This is a genomic window from Streptomyces hebeiensis (assembly GCF_052983195.1).
On record NZ_CM129812.1, the window covers coordinates 1,602,344 to 1,625,697 of the forward strand.

The 23,354-nt window shown below is 73.6% G+C and carries 21 protein-coding genes and 1 riboswitch; of the genes, 14 read left to right on the forward strand and 7 right to left on the reverse strand.

Annotated elements, in window-relative coordinates:
- Positions 1–101 precede the first annotated feature (101 nt).
- Both ACU6P3_RS06945 and ACU6P3_RS06950 read right to left on the reverse strand, forming a co-directional pair.
- Positions 102–1,229 (reverse strand): alpha/beta hydrolase, encoded by a 1,128-nt coding sequence (locus ACU6P3_RS06945; RefSeq protein ID WP_447196362.1) that lies wholly within the window; start codon positions 1,227–1,229, stop codon positions 102–104.
- A 135-nt stretch (positions 1,230–1,364) separates the two neighbouring features.
- Positions 1,365–2,105: a class II aldolase/adducin family protein gene (locus ACU6P3_RS06950; RefSeq protein ID WP_447196363.1), complete on the reverse strand. Its 741-nt coding sequence runs from the start codon at positions 2,103–2,105 to the stop codon at positions 1,365–1,367.
- Positions 2,106–2,285: 180 nt separating this feature from the next.
- On the opposite strand from ACU6P3_RS06950, the gene ACU6P3_RS06955 reads away from it, so the two are divergent.
- The 7 genes from ACU6P3_RS06955 to ACU6P3_RS06985 all read left to right on the forward strand — a co-directional run bounded on the left by ACU6P3_RS06955 (position 2,286) and on the right by ACU6P3_RS06985 (position 11,474).
- Positions 2,286–3,566: an inorganic phosphate transporter gene (locus ACU6P3_RS06955; RefSeq protein WP_030753290.1), complete on the forward strand. Its 1,281-nt coding sequence runs from the start codon at positions 2,286–2,288 to the stop codon at positions 3,564–3,566.
- 91 nt (positions 3,567–3,657) lie between these two features.
- Positions 3,658–3,885 (forward strand): hypothetical protein, encoded by a 228-nt coding sequence (locus tag ACU6P3_RS06960; protein ID WP_447196364.1) that lies wholly within the window; start codon positions 3,658–3,660, stop codon positions 3,883–3,885.
- Between the two features lie 264 nt (positions 3,886–4,149).
- Positions 4,150–4,239, forward strand: a riboswitch (cobalamin riboswitch).
- 55 nt (positions 4,240–4,294) lie between these two features.
- Complete coding sequence (locus ACU6P3_RS06965; protein ID WP_447196365.1) at positions 4,295–5,443, forward strand: cobalamin biosynthesis protein; 1,149 nt, start codon at positions 4,295–4,297, stop codon at positions 5,441–5,443.
- Positions 5,440–6,993, forward strand: coding sequence for a cobyric acid synthase (locus ACU6P3_RS06970; protein ID WP_447196366.1), 1,554 nt, complete (start codon positions 5,440–5,442; stop codon positions 6,991–6,993). The genes ACU6P3_RS06965 and ACU6P3_RS06970 overlap by 4 nt, the downstream gene beginning before the upstream one ends.
- A gap of 157 nt (positions 6,994–7,150) precedes the next feature.
- On the forward strand, positions 7,151–9,463 hold the full coding sequence (locus tag ACU6P3_RS06975) for a putative cobaltochelatase (RefSeq protein ID WP_447196367.1): 2,313 nt from the start codon (positions 7,151–7,153) through the stop codon (positions 9,461–9,463).
- Positions 9,463–10,062, forward strand: coding sequence for a cob(I)yrinic acid a,c-diamide adenosyltransferase (cobO, locus tag ACU6P3_RS06980; protein WP_447196368.1), 600 nt, complete (start codon positions 9,463–9,465; stop codon positions 10,060–10,062). Before ACU6P3_RS06975 ends, cobO begins: the two co-directional genes overlap by 1 nt.
- Positions 10,056–11,474 carry a cobyrinic acid a,c-diamide synthase CobB gene (locus ACU6P3_RS06985; protein ID WP_447196369.1) on the forward strand — a complete coding sequence of 473 codons (1,419 nt, stop codon included), beginning with the start codon at positions 10,056–10,058 and terminating at the stop codon, positions 11,472–11,474. The genes cobO and ACU6P3_RS06985 overlap by 7 nt, the downstream gene beginning before the upstream one ends.
- A gap of 140 nt (positions 11,475–11,614) precedes the next feature.
- Here the strand turns inward: ACU6P3_RS06985 and ACU6P3_RS06990 are convergent, their stop codons facing one another.
- Positions 11,615–12,559 carry a ZIP family metal transporter gene (locus ACU6P3_RS06990; RefSeq protein ID WP_447196370.1) on the reverse strand — a complete coding sequence of 315 codons (945 nt, stop codon included), beginning with the start codon at positions 12,557–12,559 and terminating at the stop codon, positions 11,615–11,617.
- A 54-nt stretch (positions 12,560–12,613) separates the two neighbouring features.
- On the opposite strand from ACU6P3_RS06990, the gene ACU6P3_RS06995 reads away from it, so the two are divergent.
- Both ACU6P3_RS06995 and cobC read left to right on the forward strand, forming a co-directional pair.
- Entirely contained in the window at positions 12,614–13,030 is a 417-nt protein-coding gene (locus ACU6P3_RS06995; protein ID WP_447196371.1) for a cobalamin biosynthesis protein, read from the forward strand.
- 210 nt (positions 13,031–13,240) lie between these two features.
- Positions 13,241–14,329, forward strand: a complete 1,089-nt coding sequence (gene cobC, locus ACU6P3_RS07000) for an Rv2231c family histidinol phosphate aminotransferase CobC (protein ID WP_514414741.1) — start codon at positions 13,241–13,243, stop codon at positions 14,327–14,329.
- A gap of 97 nt (positions 14,330–14,426) precedes the next feature.
- On the opposite strand, the gene ACU6P3_RS07005 is transcribed toward cobC, so the two are convergent.
- The gene (locus tag ACU6P3_RS07005; RefSeq protein ID WP_447197793.1) at positions 14,427–15,506 is read right to left on the reverse strand and encodes an amidohydrolase family protein; all 1,080 of its coding nucleotides are present in this window, start codon (positions 15,504–15,506) and stop codon (positions 14,427–14,429) included.
- 299 nt (positions 15,507–15,805) lie between these two features.
- Between ACU6P3_RS07005 and ACU6P3_RS07010 the strand changes: the two genes are divergently transcribed.
- The 5 genes from ACU6P3_RS07010 to thpD all read left to right on the forward strand — a co-directional run bounded on the left by ACU6P3_RS07010 (position 15,806) and on the right by thpD (position 21,016).
- Positions 15,806–16,963 carry a pyridoxal-phosphate-dependent aminotransferase family protein gene (locus ACU6P3_RS07010; RefSeq protein ID WP_447196372.1) on the forward strand — a complete coding sequence of 386 codons (1,158 nt, stop codon included), beginning with the start codon at positions 15,806–15,808 and terminating at the stop codon, positions 16,961–16,963.
- Between the two features lie 361 nt (positions 16,964–17,324).
- Positions 17,325–17,864 carry a diaminobutyrate acetyltransferase gene (gene ectA, locus ACU6P3_RS07015; RefSeq protein WP_078854852.1) on the forward strand — a complete coding sequence of 180 codons (540 nt, stop codon included), beginning with the start codon at positions 17,325–17,327 and terminating at the stop codon, positions 17,862–17,864.
- Positions 17,865–18,131: 267 nt separating this feature from the next.
- Positions 18,132–19,400: a diaminobutyrate--2-oxoglutarate transaminase gene (ectB, locus tag ACU6P3_RS07020; protein ID WP_447196373.1), complete on the forward strand. Its 1,269-nt coding sequence runs from the start codon at positions 18,132–18,134 to the stop codon at positions 19,398–19,400.
- 318 nt (positions 19,401–19,718) lie between these two features.
- The gene (locus ACU6P3_RS07025; RefSeq protein ID WP_030753252.1) at positions 19,719–20,117 is read left to right on the forward strand and encodes an ectoine synthase; all 399 of its coding nucleotides are present in this window, start codon (positions 19,719–19,721) and stop codon (positions 20,115–20,117) included.
- A 2-nt stretch (positions 20,118–20,119) separates the two neighbouring features.
- Positions 20,120–21,016 carry an ectoine hydroxylase gene (thpD, locus tag ACU6P3_RS07030; protein ID WP_447196374.1) on the forward strand — a complete coding sequence of 299 codons (897 nt, stop codon included), beginning with the start codon at positions 20,120–20,122 and terminating at the stop codon, positions 21,014–21,016.
- A gap of 128 nt (positions 21,017–21,144) precedes the next feature.
- Here thpD and ACU6P3_RS07035 read toward each other — a convergent pair whose 3' ends face one another.
- The 3 genes from ACU6P3_RS07035 to ACU6P3_RS07045 form a co-directional block, all read right to left on the reverse strand.
- Complete coding sequence (locus ACU6P3_RS07035) at positions 21,145–22,194, reverse strand: aminotransferase class V-fold PLP-dependent enzyme (RefSeq protein ID WP_447196375.1); 1,050 nt, start codon at positions 22,192–22,194, stop codon at positions 21,145–21,147.
- Between the two features lie 69 nt (positions 22,195–22,263).
- The gene (locus ACU6P3_RS07040; protein ID WP_447196376.1) at positions 22,264–22,926 is read right to left on the reverse strand and encodes a DsbA family oxidoreductase; all 663 of its coding nucleotides are present in this window, start codon (positions 22,924–22,926) and stop codon (positions 22,264–22,266) included.
- 198 nt (positions 22,927–23,124) lie between these two features.
- Positions 23,125–23,349: a hypothetical protein gene (locus tag ACU6P3_RS07045; protein ID WP_030753243.1), complete on the reverse strand. Its 225-nt coding sequence runs from the start codon at positions 23,347–23,349 to the stop codon at positions 23,125–23,127.
- Positions 23,350–23,354: the final 5 nt, after the last annotated feature.

Consider the following 23,354-nt stretch of genomic DNA (forward strand, 5'->3'; position numbering starts at 1 on the left):
GGAGGCGGGCCGTGCCAGGAGCCCGTCCGGCCGGGCCTCCCCGACGGTCCCGCCGTCACCGGAACGGGACGGAAGGTGCCTGTTGGGCGGGTGGGGCGTGGCTACAGCAGGGGGGTGATGAAGCGGCGGACGGTCTCCTCGTAACCGGCGGGATCGACGTTCCACATCGCCGCATGCGGAGCGTGCTGGACGGTGTGGAGAGTGACGAGTCCCGGCCGGAGTCCGGCCAGTTCCCGGGACGGCCGCCAGGGGGCGATGGTGTCGCCGGGGCCGTGGACGATCAACGTGGGGGCGCGCAGCCCGGGCGGCTCGGTGGCCCGCAGGAGCCGGTCGCCGCCGAGCCCGGCCCGCCCCTGGGCCGCCCGCACCGCGAGGGGCAGCAGCGCCGCGGGCACCTTGCGGGCGGTGGCCAGCGCGCGCAGGGTGGCCTCCCAGTCCAGCACCGGCGAGTCGAGCACCAGCCCGGAGACCCGGTCGGCGAGCGCGGATCCGGTGGCGGCGAGCAGGGCCATGGCGGCGCCGGTCGACCAGCCGTGCACGATCACGCGCTCGGCGCCGTAGCGGACGGCGTAGCGGATCGCCGCGTCCAGGTCGTACCACTCGGACTCGCCGAGGTGGCCGATACCGTCCGGGGACCGGGGCGCGCCGGGGTCGCCCCGGTAGGCGACGCCGAGCACGGGAATCCGCAGGGAGGTCAGGAACTCCAGCAGGTTCATGGGATGTTCACGGGTGGTGCCGAGCCCGTGCACGGTGATCACCCAGGTGTCGCGCGAGCCGGGCACGTACCAGGCGGGCACGGCCCCGAGGGCGCCCGGGATCCACACCTCCTTGTGGTCGATGCCGAGGGCGGTGGTGGGATCGCCGCTGTACAGCTGCGGGGTGACGCGGACCCGTGAGCCGGGCGACAGGTTGCCGCGGCCGACTCTCTCCAGCCGGCGCACCACCGTGTCGGCGGCGTGCTCCACCCCGTCCAGTACGGGCCCGACGACCGCGTGGACGTCGGGCCCCTGGATGCCGTACGTACCGGGGCGCAGGGACGCCAGGCAGCGGGTCAGGGTGACCTGTCCGGCGGCAGTGGCGTGCACGGTGAGGCGAGGGTCGCCCGGCAGGGCGCCGTCCGGCGGCGGCTTCAGGGCGGCATCGCTGGCGTACCGGCCGGCGGCGACCGCGGCCGCGCCGACCCCGAGCACTGTGGAGACGGCCGCTGCCGTCGCTGTCGCCGGGCGCACCGTCCCAGTGTCACCGCTCGGGGTCCACCCGGCCAGCGGGCGGGTCCCGAGGAGGTACGGGCAGGCGGTGCACGGGGAGCGTCGGGCCGACCCGCGCCGGGGCGGACGGCCGACGGCGGGGCGAGCGGCGGGCGCTCAGCCGCGTTGGCCGTACCCCCTGAGCTTCGCCGCCACCTCGCCGACCTGCTCCTCGGACAGCAGGGCGGGCGTGCGGCCGGGCAGCGCGCTCGCGGTGAGCCAGAGGCGGCACATCCACTCCAGCTGGGCCGTGCGGTCGTACGCCTGGGCCAGGCTCGCCCCGTAGGCGACCGTGCCGTGGTTGCGCAGGAGGCAGGCGGTGCGGTCGCGCAGGGCGTCCATCATGTGGGCGGCCAGCTCCTCCGAGCCGTAGAGCGCGTACGGGGCGACCCGGACGGGGCCGCCGAGGGCCGCGGCCATGTAGTGGACGAGGGGGAGTTCCGGAACGAGGGTGGAGACGGCGGTGGCGTGCACCGCGTGGGTGTGCACCACGGCGGTGGCGGAGGTGGCGCGGTAGACCGCCAGGTGCATCGGCAGCTCGCTGGTCGGCGTCAGCCCGCCGAGGACCTGCCGGCCGTCCAGACCGACCGCTATGAGGTCGTCGGGGCCCAGCCGCTCGTACGGCACCCCGCTCGGTGTGACGAGGACCAGGTCACCGACCCGGACGGAGACATTGCCCGAGGTGCCCACGACGAGCCCCTCGTCCGCCGTCCTGCGTGCCGTGGCCACGAGTTCCCGCCAGGCGTCCGCCAGCCGCGCGTCCCGCGGCTCGCCCGTCGCGGGCCCGGCCGACAAGGGCTCGTCCGACTCGGGACGGGCCGGGGTGACGGGACCGGTTGAGTCAGTGGGGTCAGTCATGGGGCAGATCTTGTCAGGCTGGGCCGAACGAAGGTGGCGCGGGCGCGTCTTGGGAGCGGGCCGGGACCGGGCGACACCCCTCCCCTAGGGTCACCGCGAAGTCCTCTTCAGTTCATCTCTCGTTCACCCTGACTCCTTACGTTCACCTTGGCCACTGACGTCGAACGATTGCCTGGGTAAATGGAACACATCACGCTGCTGCTCGCGATCGTGATCGCGACAGCCCTCGTGTTCGATTTCACGAACGGTTTCCACGACACCGCCAACGCGATGGCGACGACCATCTCGACCGGCGCGCTCAAGCCCAAGACAGCGGTGGCCATGTCGGCCGTGCTGAATCTCGTCGGCGCTTTCCTGTCCGTCGAGGTCGCCAAGACGATCTCCGGCGGACTCATCAACGAAGAGGGCATCCGGACAGAGGTGATCTTCGCGGCGCTCGTCGGCGCCATCCTCTGGAACCTGCTCACCTGGCTGCTCGGGCTGCCGTCCAGTTCCTCGCACGCGCTCTTCGGCGGCCTGATCGGCGCCACGCTGATGTCCGTCGGCGCCTCCGGCGTCAACGGCGGTGTGGTCGTCACCAAGATCCTCATCCCCGCGCTCGCCGCGCCCCTGGTCGCCGGGGTCGCCGCGCTGCTGGCCACCCGGCTCACGTTCCGCCTGGGACGGCACGCCGACGACAAGGCCACGGCCAAGGGCTACCGCGCGGGCCAGATCGCCTCGGCGGGGCTCGTCTCCCTCGCGCACGGCACGAACGACGCGCAGAAGACGATGGGCGTCATCACGCTCGCGCTGGTCACCGGCGGCGTGCTCGCGCCCGGCGCCAACCCCCCGCTGTGGGTCATCGTCTCCGCCGGTGTCGCGATCGCGCTCGGCACGTACCTCGGCGGCTGGCGCATCATCCGCACCATGGGCACGGGCCTGACCGACCTCCGGCCGCAGCAGGGGTTCGCCGCCCAGACCAGCGCGGCGACGGTCATCCTGGCCTCCTCCCACCTGGGTTTCTCGCTCTCCACGACGCAGTCCTGCTCCGGTGCCGTGATGGGCGCGGGCCTCGGCCGCAAGGGCGGTGTGGTCCGCTGGTCCACCGCCACCCGGATGTTCGTCGCCTGGGGCCTGACCCTGCCGGCGGCGGGCCTGGTGGCCGCGGGCGCCGAGTTCCTGACGGGCCAGGGCACCTGGGGCGTCACGGTCGTCGCCGTGCTGCTGGTCGCGTCCTCCGGTGCGATCTGGTACGCCTCGCGCCGCAAGCCGGTCGACCACACCAACGTCACCGAGACCGGCGCCGGCACGGCGGGCACGGACGCCGGGACCACCGGTGTCCCCGAGCCGGCGGGGGTGGTGACCACCGCCGTCGCGGCCGTCGCCCCGCCGCCGGTGGCGGGCACCGCCCAGGACCTGTCGGCCACCATCCAGGCCCCGGCGGGCCCCGCCGGCGAGCCGGCGCGTACCGCCTCGGTCTGAGGGGCCCTCGCGGCGCCGCAGGAAAGCGGAGCCGCGGGATCGCACCATCGCAAGCGCGCGTGACCAGAGGATCAGAGGAGCGGAGAAGACGATGAACATCGACTGGGCGGCCCTGGGAGCCGTCTTCGGCGTGAGCCTCGTGGCCACGGTCGCCCTCGTGGGCCTGTTCGCCCTGGGCGTCGTGAGCCTGGCCAGGCAGGAGTCCGCCGGGGCCCGGAGCGCGGGCGGCGCCGCGCGTACGGGGCAGGCGCTGGCCTACGCCTGCTTCGCGCTGTGCGCGGCGGCGGTGGCGTACGGGATCTATCTGATCGTCGCCTGACCCGGCGCGGCGGACGGCGACGCCGGCCGCGACCACGAGCCCGCGGGATTACCCAGAGGAGTCGGCCCCGGCGCACCAGGTGTGCGCCGGGGCCGACTCCTGCCTCTCGTGCCGCCCCTGTGCCACTCGTGCCGCAAGAGGGCCCATATGGGGACGACACGGCCTCGTGTGGGGCTCGGCACACTGTTCCGTCGCAGGTCAAGGACGAGTTGACGGGTGTTCTCGAGCGTGGTGGACTTCCGGGGCCATACACGGCGGCATGGAGAGGAAGCCGGTGCGAATCCGGCGCGGTCCCGCCACTGTCACTGTGAGCTCCGTCCCACCCCGGGCGCCGCTCGCAGGAGCCAGGAACTCTCGCCGCCGCGTCACGTCGAGCCGGGGCGCGGACCCTGAGTGAGGACGATTCGCCATGCCTGGCTGCGGTTCAGCCGCCGCGGGCGGCCGTGGTCCGGCCGCCGAGCGGGTTTTCGCGTACGGTGCCGCCGCCGGCCTCGTGGCCGACCGGCTGCTCGGTGATCCGCGCCGGGGGCATCCCGTCGCGGCGTTCGGCAGGGCCGCGGGGTCCGTGGAACGAGTCCTGTGGCGCGATCACCGGGGCTGGGGCGCACTGCACACGGCGGTGTGCGCCGGTGGAGCCGTCGCGGTCGCGGCACTCGCCGCGCGCGGCATACACGAAGTGCGCGGCATACGCGAAGGTGGCGTGCGCGGAGTAGGTGGCGCGCGGGACCTGTGGGGCGTGCGAGACGTACGCGTCGCGCGTCGTGCCACCGCCGCCGCCCCCGCTCCCCCGGCCTCCCCCCGCGCGCTCGCACCCGTCGCCCTGACCGCCGCCGCCACCTGGGCCGTCGTCGGCGGTACCTCACTGGGGCGGGAGGCCCGCGCCATCGGCGAGGCACTCGCCGCGGGGGACCTCGGCCTCGCCCGGCAGCGGCTGCCACACCTGTGCGGGCGCGACCCACAGGCCCTGGACGGCGGGCAGATCGCCCGCGCGGTGGTGGAGTCCGTCGCGGAGAACACCTCCGACGCCGTCGTGGGGGCGCTCGTGTGGGGCGCCGTCGCGGGGGTGCCGGGGCTGGTGGGCTTCCGGGCGGTGAACACGCTGGACGCGATGGTGGGTCATCGGTCGCCGCGCCACCGCCGGTTCGGCTGGGCCTCGGCCCGCCTCGACGACCTCGCCGGATGGCCGGGCGCCCGGCTGACGGCCGCCCTGGCCGTGGTGGCGGGCGGCGATCCGCGCGGCGCGCTACGGGCGCTGCGCACGGACGCGCACCGTCACCCGAGCCCGAACGCGGGGCCGGTGGAGGCGGCGTTCGCCGGCGCGCTGGGCGTACGGCTCGGGGGCACCCTGGCGTACGCCGGGCGCGTGGAGCACCGGCCCGTCCTGAACGGCGAGGGGCGGCCCGTCGAGGTCTCGGACATCGAGCGGGCCGTGCGGCTGTCCGGCCGGGTGTCCGCGCTCGCCCTGGTGACCTGTGTCGCGGGGCGGTTCGCGTACGGCGCGCTGCGGCGCGCCGCGGAACGGCGTACGACGTCAGCGGGGAAGGGGCGCGGGGAATGAGCCGGAACGGGCGGGGGCGCGGGGGCGGGTTGCTGATCGCCGGGACCACCTCCGACGCGGGCAAGAGCGTGGTGACGGCGGGAATCTGCCGCTGGCTCGTGCGCCGGGGCGTGAAGGTGGCCCCCTTCAAAGGGCAGAACATGTCGCTGAACTCGTTCGTGACCCGTGAGGGCGCGGAGATCGGCCGGGCGCAGGCGATGCAGGCACAGGCGGCACGGGTGGAACCGACCGCGCTGATGAATCCCGTCCTGCTGAAACCGGGCAGCGACCGCAGCAGCCAGGTGGTACTGATGGGCCGTCCGGTGGGCGAGCTCAGTGCCCGCGGTTACCACGGCGGGCGGCAGGAGGCGCTGCTCGGGCCGGTCCTGGAGTGCCTGGAGGAGCTGCGGAGCAGCTACGACGCGGTGATCTGCGAGGGAGCGGGCAGCCCGGCGGAGATCAATCTGCGCCGTACCGACATCGTGAACATGGGCATCGCGCGGGCCGCGCGGCTGCCGGTGGTCGTGGTCGGGGACATCGACCGCGGCGGGGTCTTCGCCTCCTTCTTCGGGACGACCGCGCTGCTGAGCCCCGAGGACCAGGCGCTGGTGGCGGGTTATCTGGTCAACAAGTTCCGGGGGGACGTGTCCCTGCTGGAGCCGGGGCTCGACATGCTGCGCGCGCTGACGGGGCGGCCCACGGTGGGCGTCCTGCCGTGGCGGCACGGCCTGGGCATCGACGAGGAGGACGGCCTGCGGGTGTCGCTGCGCGGGGCGGTGCGCGAGTCGCGGCCGGCGGCCCCGTACGGCGAGGACGTGCTGCGGGTCGCGGTCTGCGCCGTACCGCTCATGTCCAACTTCACGGACGTGGACGCGCTGGCCGCCGAACCGGGGGTCGTGGTCCGCTTCGTGGACCGGCCGGAGGAACTGGCGGACGCGGACCTCGCCGTGGTGCCGGGCACGCGCGGCACGGTGCGGGCCCTGGAGTGGCTGCGCGAGCGCGGCCTCGCCGACGCGCTCGCCCGACGGGCCGCCGAGGGGCGCCCGGTGCTGGGGATCTGCGGGGGCTACCAGATCCTGGGCGAGCGCATCGACGACGAGGTGGAGTCACGGGCCGGCACGGTGACCGGGCTGGGACTGCTGCCCGTACGGGTCCGGTTCGCGCGTGAGAAGACGCTGGCCCGGCCGGCCGGTGTGGCGCTCGGCGAACCTGTCGAGGGGTACGAGATCCACCATGGCGTCGCCCGGGTGCTCGGCGGCGAGGCGTTCGCCTCCGACGAGGCGGGGCGCGCGCTGGACGGCTGCCGGGTGGGGTCCGTGCAGGGCACGCACTGGCACGGGGCGCTGGAGAGCGACGCGTTCCGGCGGGCGTTCCTGACGGAGGCGGCGCGGGCCGCGGGCCGGCGTTTCGTACCGGCGCCCGACACGAGCTTCGGCGTGCTGCGCGAGGCACAGCTCGACCTTCTCGGTGATCTGGTCGAGGAGCACGCGGACACGGACGCGCTGTGGCGGCTGATCGAGGAGGGGGCGCCCGGGGGACTGCCGTTCGTCCCGCCGGGGGCGCCGTCGTGACCTCTCGACATCCGCCCCGGCCCGACCGACCCGCCCACTCTGCCCGTTACACCCTCTCCACCCGTTCTGCCCTCTCCATCCGTTCCGCCCGCTCCGTCCACCCTGACCGCCGCACCCAAGCTGCCGTACGCGAACCCCTCGAAGGAGCGATCAGCATATGAGCACCCCTTTCCCGTTCACCGCCGTGGTGGGGATGGACGATCTGCGGCTCGGCCTGCTGCTGAACGCGGTCAGCCCGGCGGTGGGCGGAGTCCTGGTCCGGGGCGAGAAGGGCACGGCGAAGTCCACGGCCGTGCGCGCCCTGGCCACGCTGCTGCCCGAGGTGTCGGTGGTCGGCGGGTGCCGGTTCAGCTGTGATCCCGCCGCGCCCGATCCGCGCTGCCCGGACGGACCGCACGAACCCGGGCGCCCCGGTGCGGCCCGGGCCGCCCGGATGGTCGAACTGCCGGTGGGCGCGTCGGAGGACCGGCTCGTCGGCGCGCTGGACATCGAACGCGCCCTGGCGGAGGGCGTGAAGGCGTTCGAGCCGGGGCTGCTCGCCGAGGCGCACCGCGGGGTGCTGTACGTCGACGAGGTCAACCTGCTGCACGACCACCTGATCGACTCGTTGCTGGACGCGGCGGCCATGGGGTCGTCGTACGTCGAGCGCGAGGGCGTCTCCGTACGGCACGCCGCGCGTTTCCTGCTCGTCGGGACGATGAATCCGGAGGAGGGGGAGCTGCGGCCGCAGCTGCTCGACCGCTTCGGGCTGACGGTGGAGGTCGCGGCCTCGCGCGAGCCGGACGAGCGGGTGGAGGTCGTACGGCGGCGGCTCGCGTACGACGACGATCCGGCCGGGTTCGCCGCACGCTGGGCCGACGAGGAGGACGCGCTGCGGACGCGGATCGTCGCCGCGCGCGCGTTGCTGCCGGAGGTACGGCTGGGGGACACCGCGCTCCGGCAGATAGCCGCGACCTGCGCCGCGTTCGAGGTGGACGGGATGCGGGCGGACATCGTGATGGCGCGGACCGCCGTGGCGCTGGCCGCGTGGGCGGGGCGCACGGACGTCACGGCGGCGGACGTACGGCAGGCCGCGCTGCTGGCGCTCCCCCACCGGCGGCGGCGCTCGCCCTTCGACGCGCCGGGGCTGGACGAGGACAAGCTGGACGAGACGCTGGAGGAGTTCGCCGGGGACGACGACCCGGGCCCGGAGGACCCGGACGGCGGTCCGGACGGCGGCGGCCCCGGCCCGGACGGCCCCGGGGACGGGGGCGGGGGCGGGAACGGCGGTCCCGCGGACGGGGACGGCCCGCCGCCGCAGGCCGGTCCTCGGGAGCCGGCCGCGCCCGGACAGGACGAGGCACCCGGCGAGGACGGTACCGCGCCCGGCACCGCGGAGCAGCGGCCCGGTCAGGAACGGCCCCGGGCCCCGGGCGGCTCGGGCCCGGCGGCCGGGCCCGGAGCCGGGGAACGGTCCGCCGTACGGGCCGGGGAACCGTTCCGTACGAAGACGCTCAGCGTGCCGGGGCTCGGCGAGGGCGCGGCCGGGCGCCGCTCCCGGGCCCGTACGGAGCACGGCAGGACGACGGGGTCCCGGCGCCCCCGAGGCGTCCTGACGAAGCTTCACCTGTCGGCCACGGTCCGGGCGGCGGCACCGCACCAGCGGGCGCGCGGGCGCTCCGGCCCCGGGCTGGTGGTCCGCCGGGACGACCTGCGGCAGGCGACCCGGGAGGGCCGCGAGGGGAACCTGGTGCTGTTCCTGGTCGACGCGTCCGGGTCGATGGCGGCCCGACAGCGGATGAGCGCGGTGAAGGGTGCGGTGCTCTCGCTGCTGCTGGACGCCTATCAGCGGCGCGACAAGGTCGGCCTGGTCACCTTCCGGGGGAAGGAGGCGGCGCTCGCGCTGCCGCCGACGTCGTCGGTCGACGCGGCGGCCGCCCGGCTGGACGCGCTGCCGACGGGCGGGCGGACACCGCTCGCCGCCGGGTTGCTGAAGGCCCATGACGTCCTGCGGGTGGAGCGGCTGCGGGATCCCGTGCGGCGCCCGCTGCTGGTGGTCGTGACGGACGGGCGGGCGACGGGCGGCGGGGACCCGCTGGGGCTGGCGACGCGCGCGGCGCGGCTGCACGCGGTGGAGGGGACGGCGGCGGTGGTCGTGGACTGCGAATCGGGGCCGGTACGGCTCGGGCTGGCCGGAACGCTCGCGGGCGCGCTGGGCGGTACGGCCGTCACCCTGGACGAACTGCGGGCCGACAGCATCGCCGGGCTGGTCAGGGACGTCCAGGGCGAATTCGGAACGCGAGGGGCCGGAGCCCGGGGTGCCGGGCGCCGGGGGGCCGACGGCAGGAAGGCCGGCGTACGGGTTCCCGGGGCGGCTTCCGTGTCCGCCGCCGCGACGGGCGGGACCAGGACAACCGACCGGACCGAGAAGACCGGTGGGACCGGTAAGACCGGTAAGACCGTCAAGAACACGACCAGGAGGGCCGCGTAATGCCGAAAGGACAACCGGAGACCGTCCCGGACGACGGACTGACGACCCGTCAGCGCCGCAACCGTCCGCTGGTCCTCGTCCACACCGGCACCGGAAAGGGCAAGTCGACGGCGGCCTTCGGGCTCGCGCTGCGGGCATGGACCCAGGGCTGGCCGATCGGTGTGTTCCAGTTCGTGAAGTCCGCGAAGTGGCGGGTCGGCGAGGAGAAGGCGCTCACCGTGCTGGGGGCGAGCGGCGAGGGCGGCAGCGTCGTCTGGCACAAGATGGGCGAGGGCTGGTCGTGGGTGCAGCGCGACAGCCAGCTCTCCAACGAGGAGGCGGCGCGCGAGGGCTGGGAGCAGGTCAAGCGGGACCTCGCGGCCGAGACGCACAAGCTGTACGTGCTGGACGAGTTCGCGTATCCGCTGCACTGGGGCTGGGTGGACACGGACGAGGTGATCGAGGTGCTGCGGGACCGCCCGGGCGGCCAGCACGTCGTGATCACCGGTCGCAACGCGCCGGAGAAGCTCAAGGGCTTCGCGGATCTCGTCACGGAGATGACGAAGATCAAGCACCCGATGGACGCGGGCCAGAAGGGGCAGAGAGGCATCGAGTGGTGAACGTCCCGCGCCTGGTCGTCGCCGCGCCCTCCTCCGGCAGCGGCAAGACCACCGTCGCGACGGGCCTGATGGCGGCCTTCTCGGAACGCGGTCTGGCCGTCTCCCCGCACAAGGTGGGGCCGGACTACATCGATCCGGGCTACCACGCGCTGGCGGTGGCGTCCGGCTCGCCGGTTCCGTCGGCGTCCGGCGGGTCCGGGGCGGCGACCGGGTCCGGGCCGCGGCCCGGCCGGAACCTCGACGCGTACATGTGCGGTCCCGGTCTGATCGGGCCGCTGTTCGCGCACGGGGCCGCGGGCGCGGACCTGGCGGTCGTCGAGGGGGTCATGGGGCTCTACGACGGTGCGTCCGGGCAGGGGGAGCTGGCCTCCACCGCCCAGGTCTCGAAGCTGCTGCGCGCGCCGGTGGTGCTGGTGGTGGACGCCTCGTCCCAGTCCCGTTCGGTCGCGGCGCTGGTGCACGGTTTCGCGTCGTGGGACCCGGAGGTGCGGATCGGCGGGGTGATCCTCAACAAGGTCGCCACGGACCGGCACGAGCGGCTGCTGCGGGACGCGCTGGACGGGTCGGGCGTACCGGTGCTGGGCGTGCTGCGCCGGACCGACCGGTTGGGCACGCCCTCCCGGCACCTGGGACTGGTCCCGGTCGCCGAGCGGCACACGGACGCGGTGCGGTCGATGCGTGCGCTGGCCGACCGGGTGCGGGCGGGCTGCGACCTGCCCGCGCTGCTGGCGCTGGCGCGCAGCGCGCCGCCGCTGGACGCGGTGGCGTGGCAGCCGGGGATCGAACCGATCGCCGACGCGGACCGCGCGGGGCGGCCCGTGGTCGCCGTCGCCGGCGGTTCCGCGTTCACGTTCTCGTACGCGGAACACACCGAGCTGCTGACGGCGGCGGGCGCCGAGGTCGTGCCGTTCGACCCGTTGCGGGACGAACGGCTGCCGGAGGGCACCAAGGGGCTGGTCATCGGGGGCGGCTTCCCCGAGGTGTACGCGCCGGAGCTGTCCGCCAACGAGCCCTTGCGCGCGGCCGTCGCCAAACTGGCGCACGCCGGTGCGCCGGTCGCGGCGGAGTGCGCCGGGCTGCTGTATCTCGCGCGCTCCCTGGACGGGAAGCCGATGTGCGGGGTGCTGGACGCCGACGCGCGGATGTCGGAGCGGCTGACGCTGGGCTACCGGGAGGCGGTGGCGGTCGGTGACAGCGCGCTCGCGGCGGCGGGGACCCGGGTGCGCGGGCACGAGTTCCACCGGACCGTGCTGGAGCCGGCGGCGGGGCCGGAGGCGGCATGGGGAGTGGTGCACCCGGCCCGTCGGCTGGAGGGGTTCGTCCGGGGCGGCGTGCACGCGAGCTATCTGCACACGCACTGGGCGGCGACTCCGCACATGGCGCGGCGGTTCGTGGAACGGTGCGCGGCGTGAGCCGGCGAGGGGACGAGGACGGGGCGGCGGCCCGTCGGGCGCGAATCCGTCCGGTACGGGCCTGCCGGGCGCGGGCCTACGGGGCGCGGGCCCGTGGGGCGCGGGTGGGATCCGTACCGTGTCGTGTGCGACGCGGTGGCTCAGCCGGCGACGCCCACCACCAGCCAGATGAAACACACTCCCAGGACCGTGCACAGGAGGGTGGAACGCGCCGGGTGCTCGTGGTGAGCCTCGGGCAGGATCTCGGCGGCGGCGAGATAGAGCAGGGCGCCGCCGAAGAAACCGAGGTAACTGCCGAGCGCCTCTTCGGGGAGGGTGAACAGCAGTGTGGACGCGGCGCCCGCGACCGGCGCGACGGCGTCCGCGAACAGCATCGCGATCGCCTTGCGGCGGCGGTTCCCGTACAGGCTCGTGATCGTGTACGTGTTGAATCCGTCCGCGAAGTCATGGGCGATCACGGCGAGGGCCACGGCGATGCCCATGCCCCCGCCGACCTGGAAGGCCGCGCCGAGCGCGATGCCGTCCATCACGCTGTGGCCGACCATGGCGGCGGCGGCGGTCAGACCGACCTGCGGCACCCGTTCGACGGCGACGGGGGGCGCGGCGTGGTAGTGGGTTCCCGCGGCGCGACTGCTCGTGGTGTGACCGCCCTGGTGATCGGTGCTCCTGCCATCGGTGCTCCTGCCATCGGCGCGCCTGCCATCGGCGCGCCTGCCATCGGTGCCGATGTGATCTGCGCCTGTGTCATCGGTCCGAGTGTCGTCGGTGCCTGCAGGACGGCCGCCCGAGTGAGGGGGCGGCCCCTCCGGGGCACCGCCGTGGGCCGCCTGCCGGCCGGCGAGCAGCCGTTCCACCAGATGGGCGATCAGGAAGCCGCCGACGAAGAGCAGCAGCGCCTGCGGTACGCCGAAGATCTCCTCACCCGCCGCGCTCAGTGCCTCCGGCAGCAGATCGAGGCCGACGACGCCGAGCATCAGCCCTCCGGCCAGGCCCAGCACGAGGTGCCGGCGGTCCGTGACGCGCTGCGCCGTCCAGCCGCCGAACAGCGTCATGAGGAACGCGCCGAGCGCGACGAACACCGCCATGGGCCCCTGCATAGCCCATCGCGGCCGCGTTCCGCACGTTCGGCGGGTGAGTTGGTGGTCGGTATCGGCGCGCGCCGGGGCGTCTCGGCGGAAGACGTGTCCGCGCTGGTCGCGGCGACCCTGCGGGGCGCCGGGCTCCCGCCGCTCGCGGTCGTCGAGCTGGCGACCGTGGCCGCGAAGGCCGCGGAGCCCGGGATCCTGGGAGCGGCGGAGCGGCTCGGGGTGCCGGTACGGGGGTACGCGGCCGAGCTGCTGGCCGGCGTCCGCGTACCGCACCCGTCGGACGCTGCCCTGGCCGCGGTGGGCACCCACTCGGTCGCGGAGGCGGCCGCGCTGGTCGGCGGAGGCGTGCTCCTCGTCCCGAAACGGACGGCGCGGAGCGGGGGCGGTCCCGGGACGGTCACCTGCGCCGTGGCGTGCAGGGGCCACCCGGAAGGCGATCCGGAGTGGAACCGGTCCGTATGGACATGATGTCGATATCGGCAGGAAGAACAGGAAACACAGGGGGCACACGCGATATCGCGTGTGCCGTGGTGACAGGGCTGCGGTGGTTCCGGAGCCTCAAGGGAGGGAGCACGGTGAACCGCCTCGTCGTCCCGTTGTTCGTCGAGCGCGTGGCCCGTCCGGTCCACCGGCACGGCCCCGTATCCGGAATACCCGGTCACGACCCGCGCGACGGCCATGTACGCGCACGCTGACGGCCACGATCTGCGCCACCACGGTGACGCCGAGGTGCGCGACGGCGCGGCCGGGCTGGTCGACCTCGCGGTCAATGTCCGTACGGGCACACCGCCGGACTGGCTGTGCGTGCGGATCGCCGAGTCGCTGACGGGGCTCGCCGCGTACCCCGACGGCCGGGTGGCGCGGGCGGCGGTGGCGGCGCGGCACGGTCTGCCGGCCGAGCGGGTGCTGCTGACGGCGGGGGCCGCGGAGGCGTTCGTCCTGCTGGCCCGGGCCCTGCCGGAGGGCAGCCGGCCGGTCGTGGTGCATCCGCAGTTCACGGAGCCGGAGGCGGCGCTGCGGGACGCGGGGCACGAGGTGCGGCGGGTGCTGCTGCGGGAGGAGGAGGGCTTCCGGCTGGATCCGGCGGCCGTGCCGGAGGACGCGGACCTGGTGGTGCTGGGCAATCCGACCAATCCGACCTCGGTCCTGCATCCGGCCGGGACGGTCGCGAAGCTCGCCAGGCCGGGCCGGACGCTGGTGGTGGACGAGGCGTTCATGGACGCGGTGCCGGGCGAGCCGGAGGCCCTGGCGGGGCGGGTGGACGTGCCCGGGCTGGTGGTGCTGCGCAGTCTCACGAAGACCTGGGGGCTGGCCGGCCTGCGGATCGGCTACGTACTGGCGGAGCCGGAGACGGTGGCCGCTCTGGAGCGAGCCCAGCCGCTGTGGCCGGTGTCGACCCCGGCGCTGGCCGCCGCCGAGGCGTGCGTGTCGCCCGCCGCGCTGGCGGAGGCGGAGGAGGCGGCGCGACGCACGGCGGTGGAGCGGGCGCATCTGCTCGCGGGGCTGGCGGAGTTCGAGGAGGTGCGGACGGTGGCGGCGGCGCGGGGCCCGTTCGTCCTGCTCCGCACGGCCCGCGCCGACGCGGTCCGCGCCCGCCTGCGCGTCCTGGGCTTCGCCACTCGCCGGGGCGACACGTTCCCGGGCCTGGACGCCCGGTGGCTGCGCCTGGCCGTGCGGGACCGTGCCACGACGAATCGATTCCTCCAGGCCCTGGACCAGTCCCTGACGGCGGTCGGCGAGCCCGGGGGCGGGACCACCGGGGGCTGACGCGGCGGAGCGCCCCGGAACGTGACGCGGATCGTGCCCGGCGCGACGGCCGGAAACGGCCGCGCGTCACCGCCCCCCGGCTCCGGTGGCCGCGTCGTCAGGCGACCACGCGGCCGTTCAGGACGATGCGGCGCGGGGACGTCAGGGTGCGGACGTCCGCTCGGGGGTCCTCCTCGTACACCACCAGGTCCGCCGGGGCGCCCTCCTCCAGGGCCGGTCGGCCCAGCCAGGCGCGGGCGGACCAGGTGGCGGCCGAGAGGGCCGCGAGCGGCGGCAGGCCGGCCGTGACCAGTTCCGCGACCTCCGCGCCCACCAGGCCGTGGGCGAGGCCGCCGCCCGCGTCGGTGCCGGTGAAGACCGGGATGCCCGCGTCGTACGCCGCGCGGACGGTGTCGTAGCGGCGGGCGTGCAGCCGGTTCATGTGCGCCGACCAACGCGGGTACCTGGCCTCGCCGCCCGCTGCGAGCCGCGGGAACGTCGCGATGTTGACCAGCGTCGGCACGATCGCGACGCCGCGCTCGGCGAAGAGCGGGATGGTCTCCTCGGTGAGGCCGGTGGCGTGTTCCACACAGTCGATCCCCGCCTCCACGAGGTCTCGGAGCGAGTCCTCGGCGAAGCAGTGCGCGGTGACCCGGGCCCCGAGCCGGTGCGCCTCCGCGATGGCCGCCTCGACCGCACCGCGCGGCCAGCAGGGGGTCAGATCACCGGCCTCCCGGTCGATCCAGTCGCCGACGAGCTTGACCCAGCCGTCCCCGCGCTTCGCCTCCCCGGCGACGTAGGCGACGAGGTCCTCCGGTTCGATCTCGTGCGCGTAGTTGCGGATGTAGCGGCGGGTACGGGCGATGTGGCGGCCCGCCCTGATGATCTTCGGCAGATCGGCACGGTCGTCGATCCAGCGGGTGTCCGCGGGCGATCCGGCGTCGCGCAGCAGCAGCGCGCCCGCCTCGCGGTCCTCGATCGCCTGCTTCTCGCTGGTCGCCGCGTCGACCGCGCCGTGCCGGTCGAGCCCGACGTGGCAGTGCGCGTCGACCAGACCGGGCAGCGCCCAGCCCTCGACCGTACGGACGTCACGGGCGAGGGAGGGCCGGTCGTAGGTGATCCGGCCGCCCACGACCCACAGCTCGTCCCTGACGTCCTCCGGGCCGACCAGGATCCGTCCCTTCACCCGGAGCGCCACGTGTCCGTCCGCGTGCCTGTCCGCACGCCCGTCGGCGAGTCCGCCCACGTCTCCGTCCGCACCGCCGAATTCCCTCATGAACAGCACTCTACGAGGCCGTGGGTACCCTCGACGAGAGTCCGAACACGGGACCGAACAGCCCGTTCGGGCGGTCCGGCCGGGCACCGTCGGCGGGGCGGTCGGCGCATGGCACCCGCTCGCGGGCACCCGCCGTCCGGCACCCGTTGTCCGGACACTCCCGCCCGGGGCGTCCCGTCCCGGAACCCCGTACGTCCACACCTCGCCGAGGAGACCCCACCGTGCCCCATCCGCTGCTGGACCTGCCCCCGCTGACCGCCGACCGCTTCGCCGCCGTCGAACGCCGGGTGGCCTCGCTCCTCGCCACCGAGAACGATGTCGTGATCATGCAGGGCGAGGCCCTGCTGCCGCTGGAGGGCTGTATCCGCGGTGGCGCGCGGCCCGGTTCCACCGCCCTGAACGTGGTCACGGGACCGTACGGGCAGACCTTCGGCAACTGGCTGCGTGACTGCGGCGCGACCGTCGTGGACCTGGAGGTGCCGTTCCACACCGCCGTGAGCGCCGACCGGATCGAGCGCGCCCTGGGCGCCCACCCCGAGATCGACTTCGTGTCGCTGGTGCACGCCGAGGCCGCGACCGGGAACACCAATCCGGTCGCGGAGATCGGCTCGGTGGTACGGGCGCACGGCGCGCTGTTCATGGTGGACGCCGTCGCCTCCGTGGCCGCCGAGCCGCTGTACACCGACGCCTGGGGCGTGGACCTGTGTGTGATCGGCGCGCAGAAGGCGATGGGCGGCCCGGCCGGGGTCTCGGCGGTGTCCGTGAGCGAGCGCGCCTGGGCGCGGTTCGCCGCCAATCCGCGGGCGCCCCGCCGCTCGTACCTCTCCCTCCTCGACTGGAAGGAGCGCTGGATCGACACGGGCCGCCGGGCTCTGCCGCACGCCCCCGCACAGCTGGAGATGCTGGCCCTGGAGGCGTGCCTGGACCGCATCGAGGCGGCCGGCCTGGCGGCCGTGACCGCCCGGCACGCCGCGACCGCCGCCGCCGTGCGCGCGGGCGCTCTGGCGCTGGGCGGCGGCCTGGAGCCGTACGTCCACGAGGCGGCCGAGGCAGCCCCCGTGGCCACCACGCTCCGTACGCCCGCCGGAACCGACGCCACCGAGCTGGTCGCGAAGGCTCTGGCCGCCGATCCGTCGCTGCCGCTGGTCGCGGGCGGGGGCGCACTGGCGGCGGAGATGATCCGGGTCAACCACTACGGCGCCGCCGCCGCTCCGGACGTCGTACACGCCTGTCTGGGGGCGCTGGGCACCGCCCTGGAAGAGGCGCTCGGCGGAACCGGTCGGCCGGTGGACCAGGAAGCCGCCCGGCGCGCGGCGGACGAGGCGTGGCGCGAGAGCCTGTCGGACGCGGCCACGGACCGGCCGCGTCACGACGGCTGAGCCCCGCTCCGGCGCGACGCGCCCGCGAATCAACAAAGAGAACAAGAGAACATGAATTAATGAATACGGGAAGCTGCTTTATTCCAAGCAGCTTCCCGTATTCTTCTGCCCGCTTTCCCCACCCCTAAACGCATGGGTTTCAGGTGGCTCACCAGCGGCGATTACCCGAGATCTCGATGGCGTTACGGATATGTGACCGGACCCACAAACCTGACCGTTTTGTTCCAACATTTCCACACATGTCCTCCCGCTACTGACCGGTACCGCATGGGCGCACGGGCGCGCGATAACACATACCGCTCCTTCTCCCAACCCCTGACCGAGATGCATCTTTCCAATTTGCTGGGTAAATTCAATCTCCATGACCGCCGCACAAGCAGACCTTGCAGGCGCCCGAAGCGAATTCGCCCGATCCTTCACGATCGACGCCCCACGAGTGGAGGACGGAGCCGCGATCTGGCGCATCGCCCGCGACTCCGAGGTCCTTGACCTCAACTCCTCGTACAGCTACCTGCTCTGGTGTCGTGACTTCGCGGCCACGTCCGCCGTCGCCCGTGACGACGACGGCACGCCGGTCGCCTTCGTCACGGGATACATACGGCCCGAACGTCCCGACGCGCTGGTCGTCTGGCAGGTCGCCGTCGACGGCGGCCAGCGCGGCCGCGGCCTCGCTGGAGCGCTCCTCGACGAGCTGACCGCCCGGGTGGCCCGCGACCTGGGCGTCACGGCCGTCGAAACGACCGTGACGCCGGACAACACCGCCTCGGACCGGCTCTTCACCGCCTACGCCGCGCGCCACGACGCGGTCCTGGAACGCGAGGTCCTCTTCGACGGTGGGCTGTTCCCCGACGGGGTGCACCAGCCGGAAGTGCTGTACCGCATCGGCCCGCTCTCATTCTGAGTCGTCGTGTCCGGTCGTGACCCGTCGCGACTCGTCCGTACCGCCCCCGTCGCGGTACGGACGCCCCCGTGGCACCCCGTACCGACCAGTTCGGGCCCCGACCCGACCGATTCGGACTCGACCCCGAACTGTTCGAGGCCGGTTCCGACTCTTTCCGACTCGATCCGAGCAGCTGAGCGGTCCGGACGGCCCGAACGCTCCCCGCACACGGCCTCCCAGCACACTCCCGCTCCCTCACTCGCACACCCCCATCGGCAGGAGAAACCCGTGACCATCACCCCGCCCGCACTGAGCGTCTTCGAGACCCTGGAGTCCGAGGTCCGCAGCTACTGCCGCGGCTGGCCCGCCGTGTTCGACCGTGCGCAGGGCGCACGCCTCACCGACGAGGACGGCCATACGTACCTCGACTTCTTCGCCGGCGCCGGCTCACTCAACTACGGCCACAACAACCCGGTACTCAAACGCGCCCTGCTCGACTATCTCGAGCGGGACGGCATCACCCACGGCCTGGACATGGCGACCACGGCGAAACGCGCCTTCCTGGAGGCGTTCCAGAACGTGCTGCTCCGGCCCCGTGACCTGCCGTACAAGGTCATGTTCCCCGGCCCCACGGGCACCAACGCGGTCGAGGCCGCGCTGAAGCTGGCCCGTAAGGTCAAGGGCCGCGAGTCGATCGTCTCCTTCACCAACGCGTTCCACGGCATGTCGCTGGGCTCGCTGGCCGTCACCGGCAACGCCTTCAAGCGCGCCGGCGCGGGCATCCCGCTGGTGCACGGCACGCCCATGCCGTTCGACAACTACCTCGACGGCCAGGTCCCGGACTTCCTCTGGTTCGAGCGGCTGCTGGAGGACCAGGGCTCCGGCCTGAACAAGCCCGCCGCGGTGATCGTCGAGACCATCCAGGGCGAGGGCGGCATCAACGTGGCCAGTCCCGAGTGGCTGCGCGCGCTGGCCGATCTGTGCCACCGCCGCGACATGCTGCTGATCGTCGACGACATCCAGATGGGCTGCGGCCGGACCGGCGCGTTCTTCTCGTTCGAGGAGGCGGGCATCCAGCCGGACATCGTCACGCTCTCGAAGTCCATCAGCGGATACGGCCTGCCGATGTCGCTGTGCCTGTTCAACCCGGAGCTGGACGTCTGGGAGCCGGGCGAGCACAACGGCACCTTCCGGGGCAACAACCCGGCGTTCGTGACGGCCACCGCCGCGCTCAACACGTACTGGGCCGACGGCCAGATGGAGAAGCAGACCATCGCCCGCGGCGAGCAGGTCGAGCGCGCGCTGACGGCGATCCGTGCCGAGAGTCCCGGTACGCCGCCCGACGTCCGGGGCCGCGGCCTGGTCTGGGGCGTGGAGTTCGAGGACAAGAACCGCGCGACGGCCGTCTGCGCCCGAGCCTTCGAGCTGGGGCTCCTGCTGGAGACGTCCGGCCCGCAGAGCGAGGTCGTCAAGCTGCTGCCGCCGCTGACCGTGACCCCCGACGAGCTGGACGAGGGCTTGCGCACGCTGGCCCGCGCGGTCCGCGAGACGGCCTGACCGCCTGATCGCTCGCTCCAGCCGCACCGCCGCACCGCGGCACCGGCCATGCGGACACCACGCACCGCGTGACACGAGCTGAACATCGCGCCCGCCGCCCCGGAGCCCCGACGGCATCCGCGGGTGAACGGCACCACTCCGGCGCGTACGGGGTACGGGGTACTCGACACGGGGGCCGGGGCACCGCCCGACAGAACGGACGGCCGAGCCTCCTGCCCCCTGTCCCGTACCCCGCGCCCCGTACGCGGACGGACACCGGACCATCCACAGGAAAGCGCACGCATAGCGACCGCACAGAAGAGAAAGGCGCCAGCCACCGTGATCGTCCGATCATTCAAGGACATCGAGAACACCGACCGCCATGTGAAGTCGGCCTCGGGCACCTGGGAGAGCAAGCGCATCGTGCTCGCGAAGGAGAAGGTCGGCTTCTCCCTTCACGAGACCGTGCTGTACGCCGGCACGGAGACGTCGATGTGGTACGCCAACCACATCGAGGCCGTTCTGTGCGTGGAGGGCGAGGCCGAGCTCACCAACGACGAGACCGGTGAGACCCACTGGATCGAGCCCGGCACGATGTATCTGCTCGACGGGCACGAGCACCACACGCTCCGCCCGAAGACCGACTTCCGATGCGTCTGTGTCTTCAACCCGCCGGTGACCGGACGGGAGGACCATGACGAGAACGGCGTGTACCCGCTGCTGACCGAGGAGGGCTGATCATGACGACCGCACCCGCACGTACCGACCTTTACCCGACCCGTGGTGCCGCCGAGGTTCTCACCCCGCGCCAGGACCCGGTCGTCTGGTCCGCGCCCGACGCTCCGGGCCCCATCGACCCCGTCGATCTCGGCGCCTTCGAGCGGGACGGCTTCCTCACCGTCGACCAGCTGATCGGCGCGGACGAGGTGGCGCTGTACCGCACCGAACTGGACCGGCTGGTCTCGGACCCCGCGGTACGGGCCGACGAGCGCGCGATCATCGAGCCCCAGTCCCGGGACGTCCGGTCGGTCTTCGAGGTCCACCGCATCAGCGAGGTCTTCGCGAACCTGGTGCGGGACGAGCGGGTGGTGGGCCGGGCCCGCCAGATCCTGGGCTCGGACGTCTACGTCCACCAGTCGCGGATCAACGTCAAGCCGGGCTTCGGCGCCACGGGCTTCTACTGGCACTCGGACTTCGAGACCTGGCACGCCGAGGACGGTCTGCCGAACATGCGGACCGTGTCGGTCTCGATCGCGCTGACCGAGAACTTCGACACCAACGGTGGTCTGATGATCATCCCCGGGTCGCACAAGACGTTCCTCGGCTGCGCGGGCGAGACGCCGAAGGACAACTACAAGCGGTCGCTCCAGATGCAGGACGCGGGCACGCCGTCGAACAGGGCCCTCGCGGAGATGGCCGACAAGGCCGGCATCAAGCTCTTCACGGGCAAGGCGGGTTCGGCGACCTGGTTCGACTGCAACTGCATGCACGGCTCGGGCGACAACATCACGCCGTACCCGCGCAGCAACGTCTTCATCGTGTTCAACAGCGTGGAGAACACGGCCGTCGAGCCGTTCGCGGCGCCCACGCCACGACCGGACTTCATCGGCGCCCGGGACTTCACCCCGGTGCGCTGAGCCGGCCGATCCGCTGAGCGGGATGTGAGCGGGGCGGCACACACGGACGCGGGGCCGGTCGGATCGGACGGCCGGCCCCGCGCCGTACGCGTGGCCGGCCCGGACCCCGAAGGCCCGGGCCGGGCGGTTCAGTCCGCGAGCACGTCCAGCGCGCGGTCCACGTCGGCGGTCGAGTTGTACAGGTGGAACGAGGCCCGTACGTACCCGGCCCGTACCGAGACCGCCACCTTCGCCCGCCGGAGGTCCTCGTGCCGGTCGGCCACCCCCAGGACGGACACGATCGGCGTGGTCCCGGGCACCGCGTCGAGGCCGAGGGCCAGCAGCCCGTCGCGGAAGCGGGCGGCGAGAGCGGTGCCGTGGTCGCGGATCGCGTCGACGCCGATCTCCTCGATCAGCGCGAGGGACCGCTCGGCCGCCTCGTACGAGAGGAAGGACATCGGTTCGTCGTAGCGGCGCGCGGTGGAGGCGAGCCGCTCGACGGGCCCGTAGGTGTTCGCCCACAGCTCCTCGCCGGTGATCCAGCCCGCGTGCGCCGGCACCAGCGACTCCTGCGCCTCCTCGGTGACGGTGAGGAAGGAGGTGCCGCGCGTGCAGAGCAGGTACTTGTACGCACCGGTCACGGTGTAGTCGAACGCCCCGGCGTCCAGCGGCAGCCAGCCCGCCGCCTGGGTGGCGTCCACCAGCGTCCGGGCTCCGTGTGCCGCCGCCGCGGCCCGGATCGCCTCGTCGTCGGCGACCCTGCCGTCCGCGGACTGCACCACGGAGAAGGCGACCAGGTCCGTGCCCGGCCGTACCGCCTCGGCCAGTTCCTCCAGCGGCGCGAACCGCAGCTTGAGATCGCCCCGGACGGCGAACGGATTGACGAGGGAGGCGAAGTCCCCTTCGGGCACGAGGACTTCGGCTCCGGCGGGCAGCGAGCCGGCGATCAGCCCGACGTGCACGGCGACCGAACCGCCCACGGCGACCCGTTCGGCGGGGACCGAGACCAGCCGGGCGAAGGAGGCTCGGGCCCGCCCCACGGTCGCGAAGCTCTCCTCGTCCACCCCGCGCCGCCCGGTGGCGTTCGCCTCGGCCAGCGCCTGTACGGCGGTGACGGACCTGCGGGGCAGCAGGCCGCAGGAAGACGTGTTCAGATACGTCATGTCAGGCGCGAACTCGGCGCCTCCCAGGGAGTCCATGGGTCAACCCTGGAACCGCCGCACCCATACGTCAATCGCCACTCTCCGAAGGGCGGGTCCAAGCGATCCTTATGAGTGCGCCGCCGCATCGGCCGCACGGTCCCGCCACGCCCGTTCCAGCGCCTGGGTGAACACCTCGGCGGGCTGCCCGCCGGAGACCCCGTACTTCCGGTCGAGGACGAAGAACGGTACCCCGTTCGCGCCCAGTTCGGAGGCCTCGCGTTCGTCGGCCCGCACCTCGTCCGCGTAGGCCTCCGGATCCGCGAGCACGCTCCGTACCTCCTGCTCGTCCAGACCGGCCTCGACCGCGAGCACCACCAGCGTCTCCTCGTCGAAGAGGGAGCGCTCCTCCGCGAAGTTCGCCCGGTAGGCGAGGTCGAGCAGCTCGGCGTGGCGGCCGCGGGCCCTGGCGAGGTGGAGCACCCGGTGGACGTCGAAGGTGCTGCCGTGGTCGCGCCCCTCCGACCGGTAGCCGAGCCCCTCGGCGCGCGCGTGGGCGGCGACCTGCTCCTCCATGGCGCGGACCTCCTCGGACGTCCGCCCGTACCTGGCGGCGAGCATGTCCGCCACCCGCACGGTGTCCCCCTTGGCCCGCCCGGGGTCCAGCTCGAACGAACGGTGCACGACCTCGACCTCGTCGCGGTGCGCGAAGTCCGCCAGGCCCTTCTCGAAGCGGGCCTTGCCTATGTAGCACCAGGGACAGGCCACATCGGCCCAGATCTCCACGCGCATGGTCGGTTCTTCTCCAGAGTCACGGTCACGGGCTGTCGGTCTGCCGGACGGATACGGCGCTTCCGCGCACGGTGTGTCGTCCGGTGGACGGAGCCGTGCGGTACGGAGGCGCCCTCCGCCGGTACGGGAACGCACCCGGTGTCACACGCATTCCCCGGCCCCGCACGGCCTGTGCCCATGGAGTCCTCGGGGCCGCCCTCAGATCACCTGGCGGAGGTAGAGCGCGCCGCACGTGTGGCAGAAGGGCTGCCCTTCGGGGGTGCCCCAGGCGTCGGGGGTCTGGGTGGCGGCCGCCTCGTCCAGATCGATGCCGCACATGGCCGTGGTCTCGTGGTCACGTGTCATGTGCCAGCACTCGAACCGCGCGCCCGCCTCACGGGGCGAGGCGTCACCCGCGTACTCCGCCCGCATCTCGTACTCCATGGCGT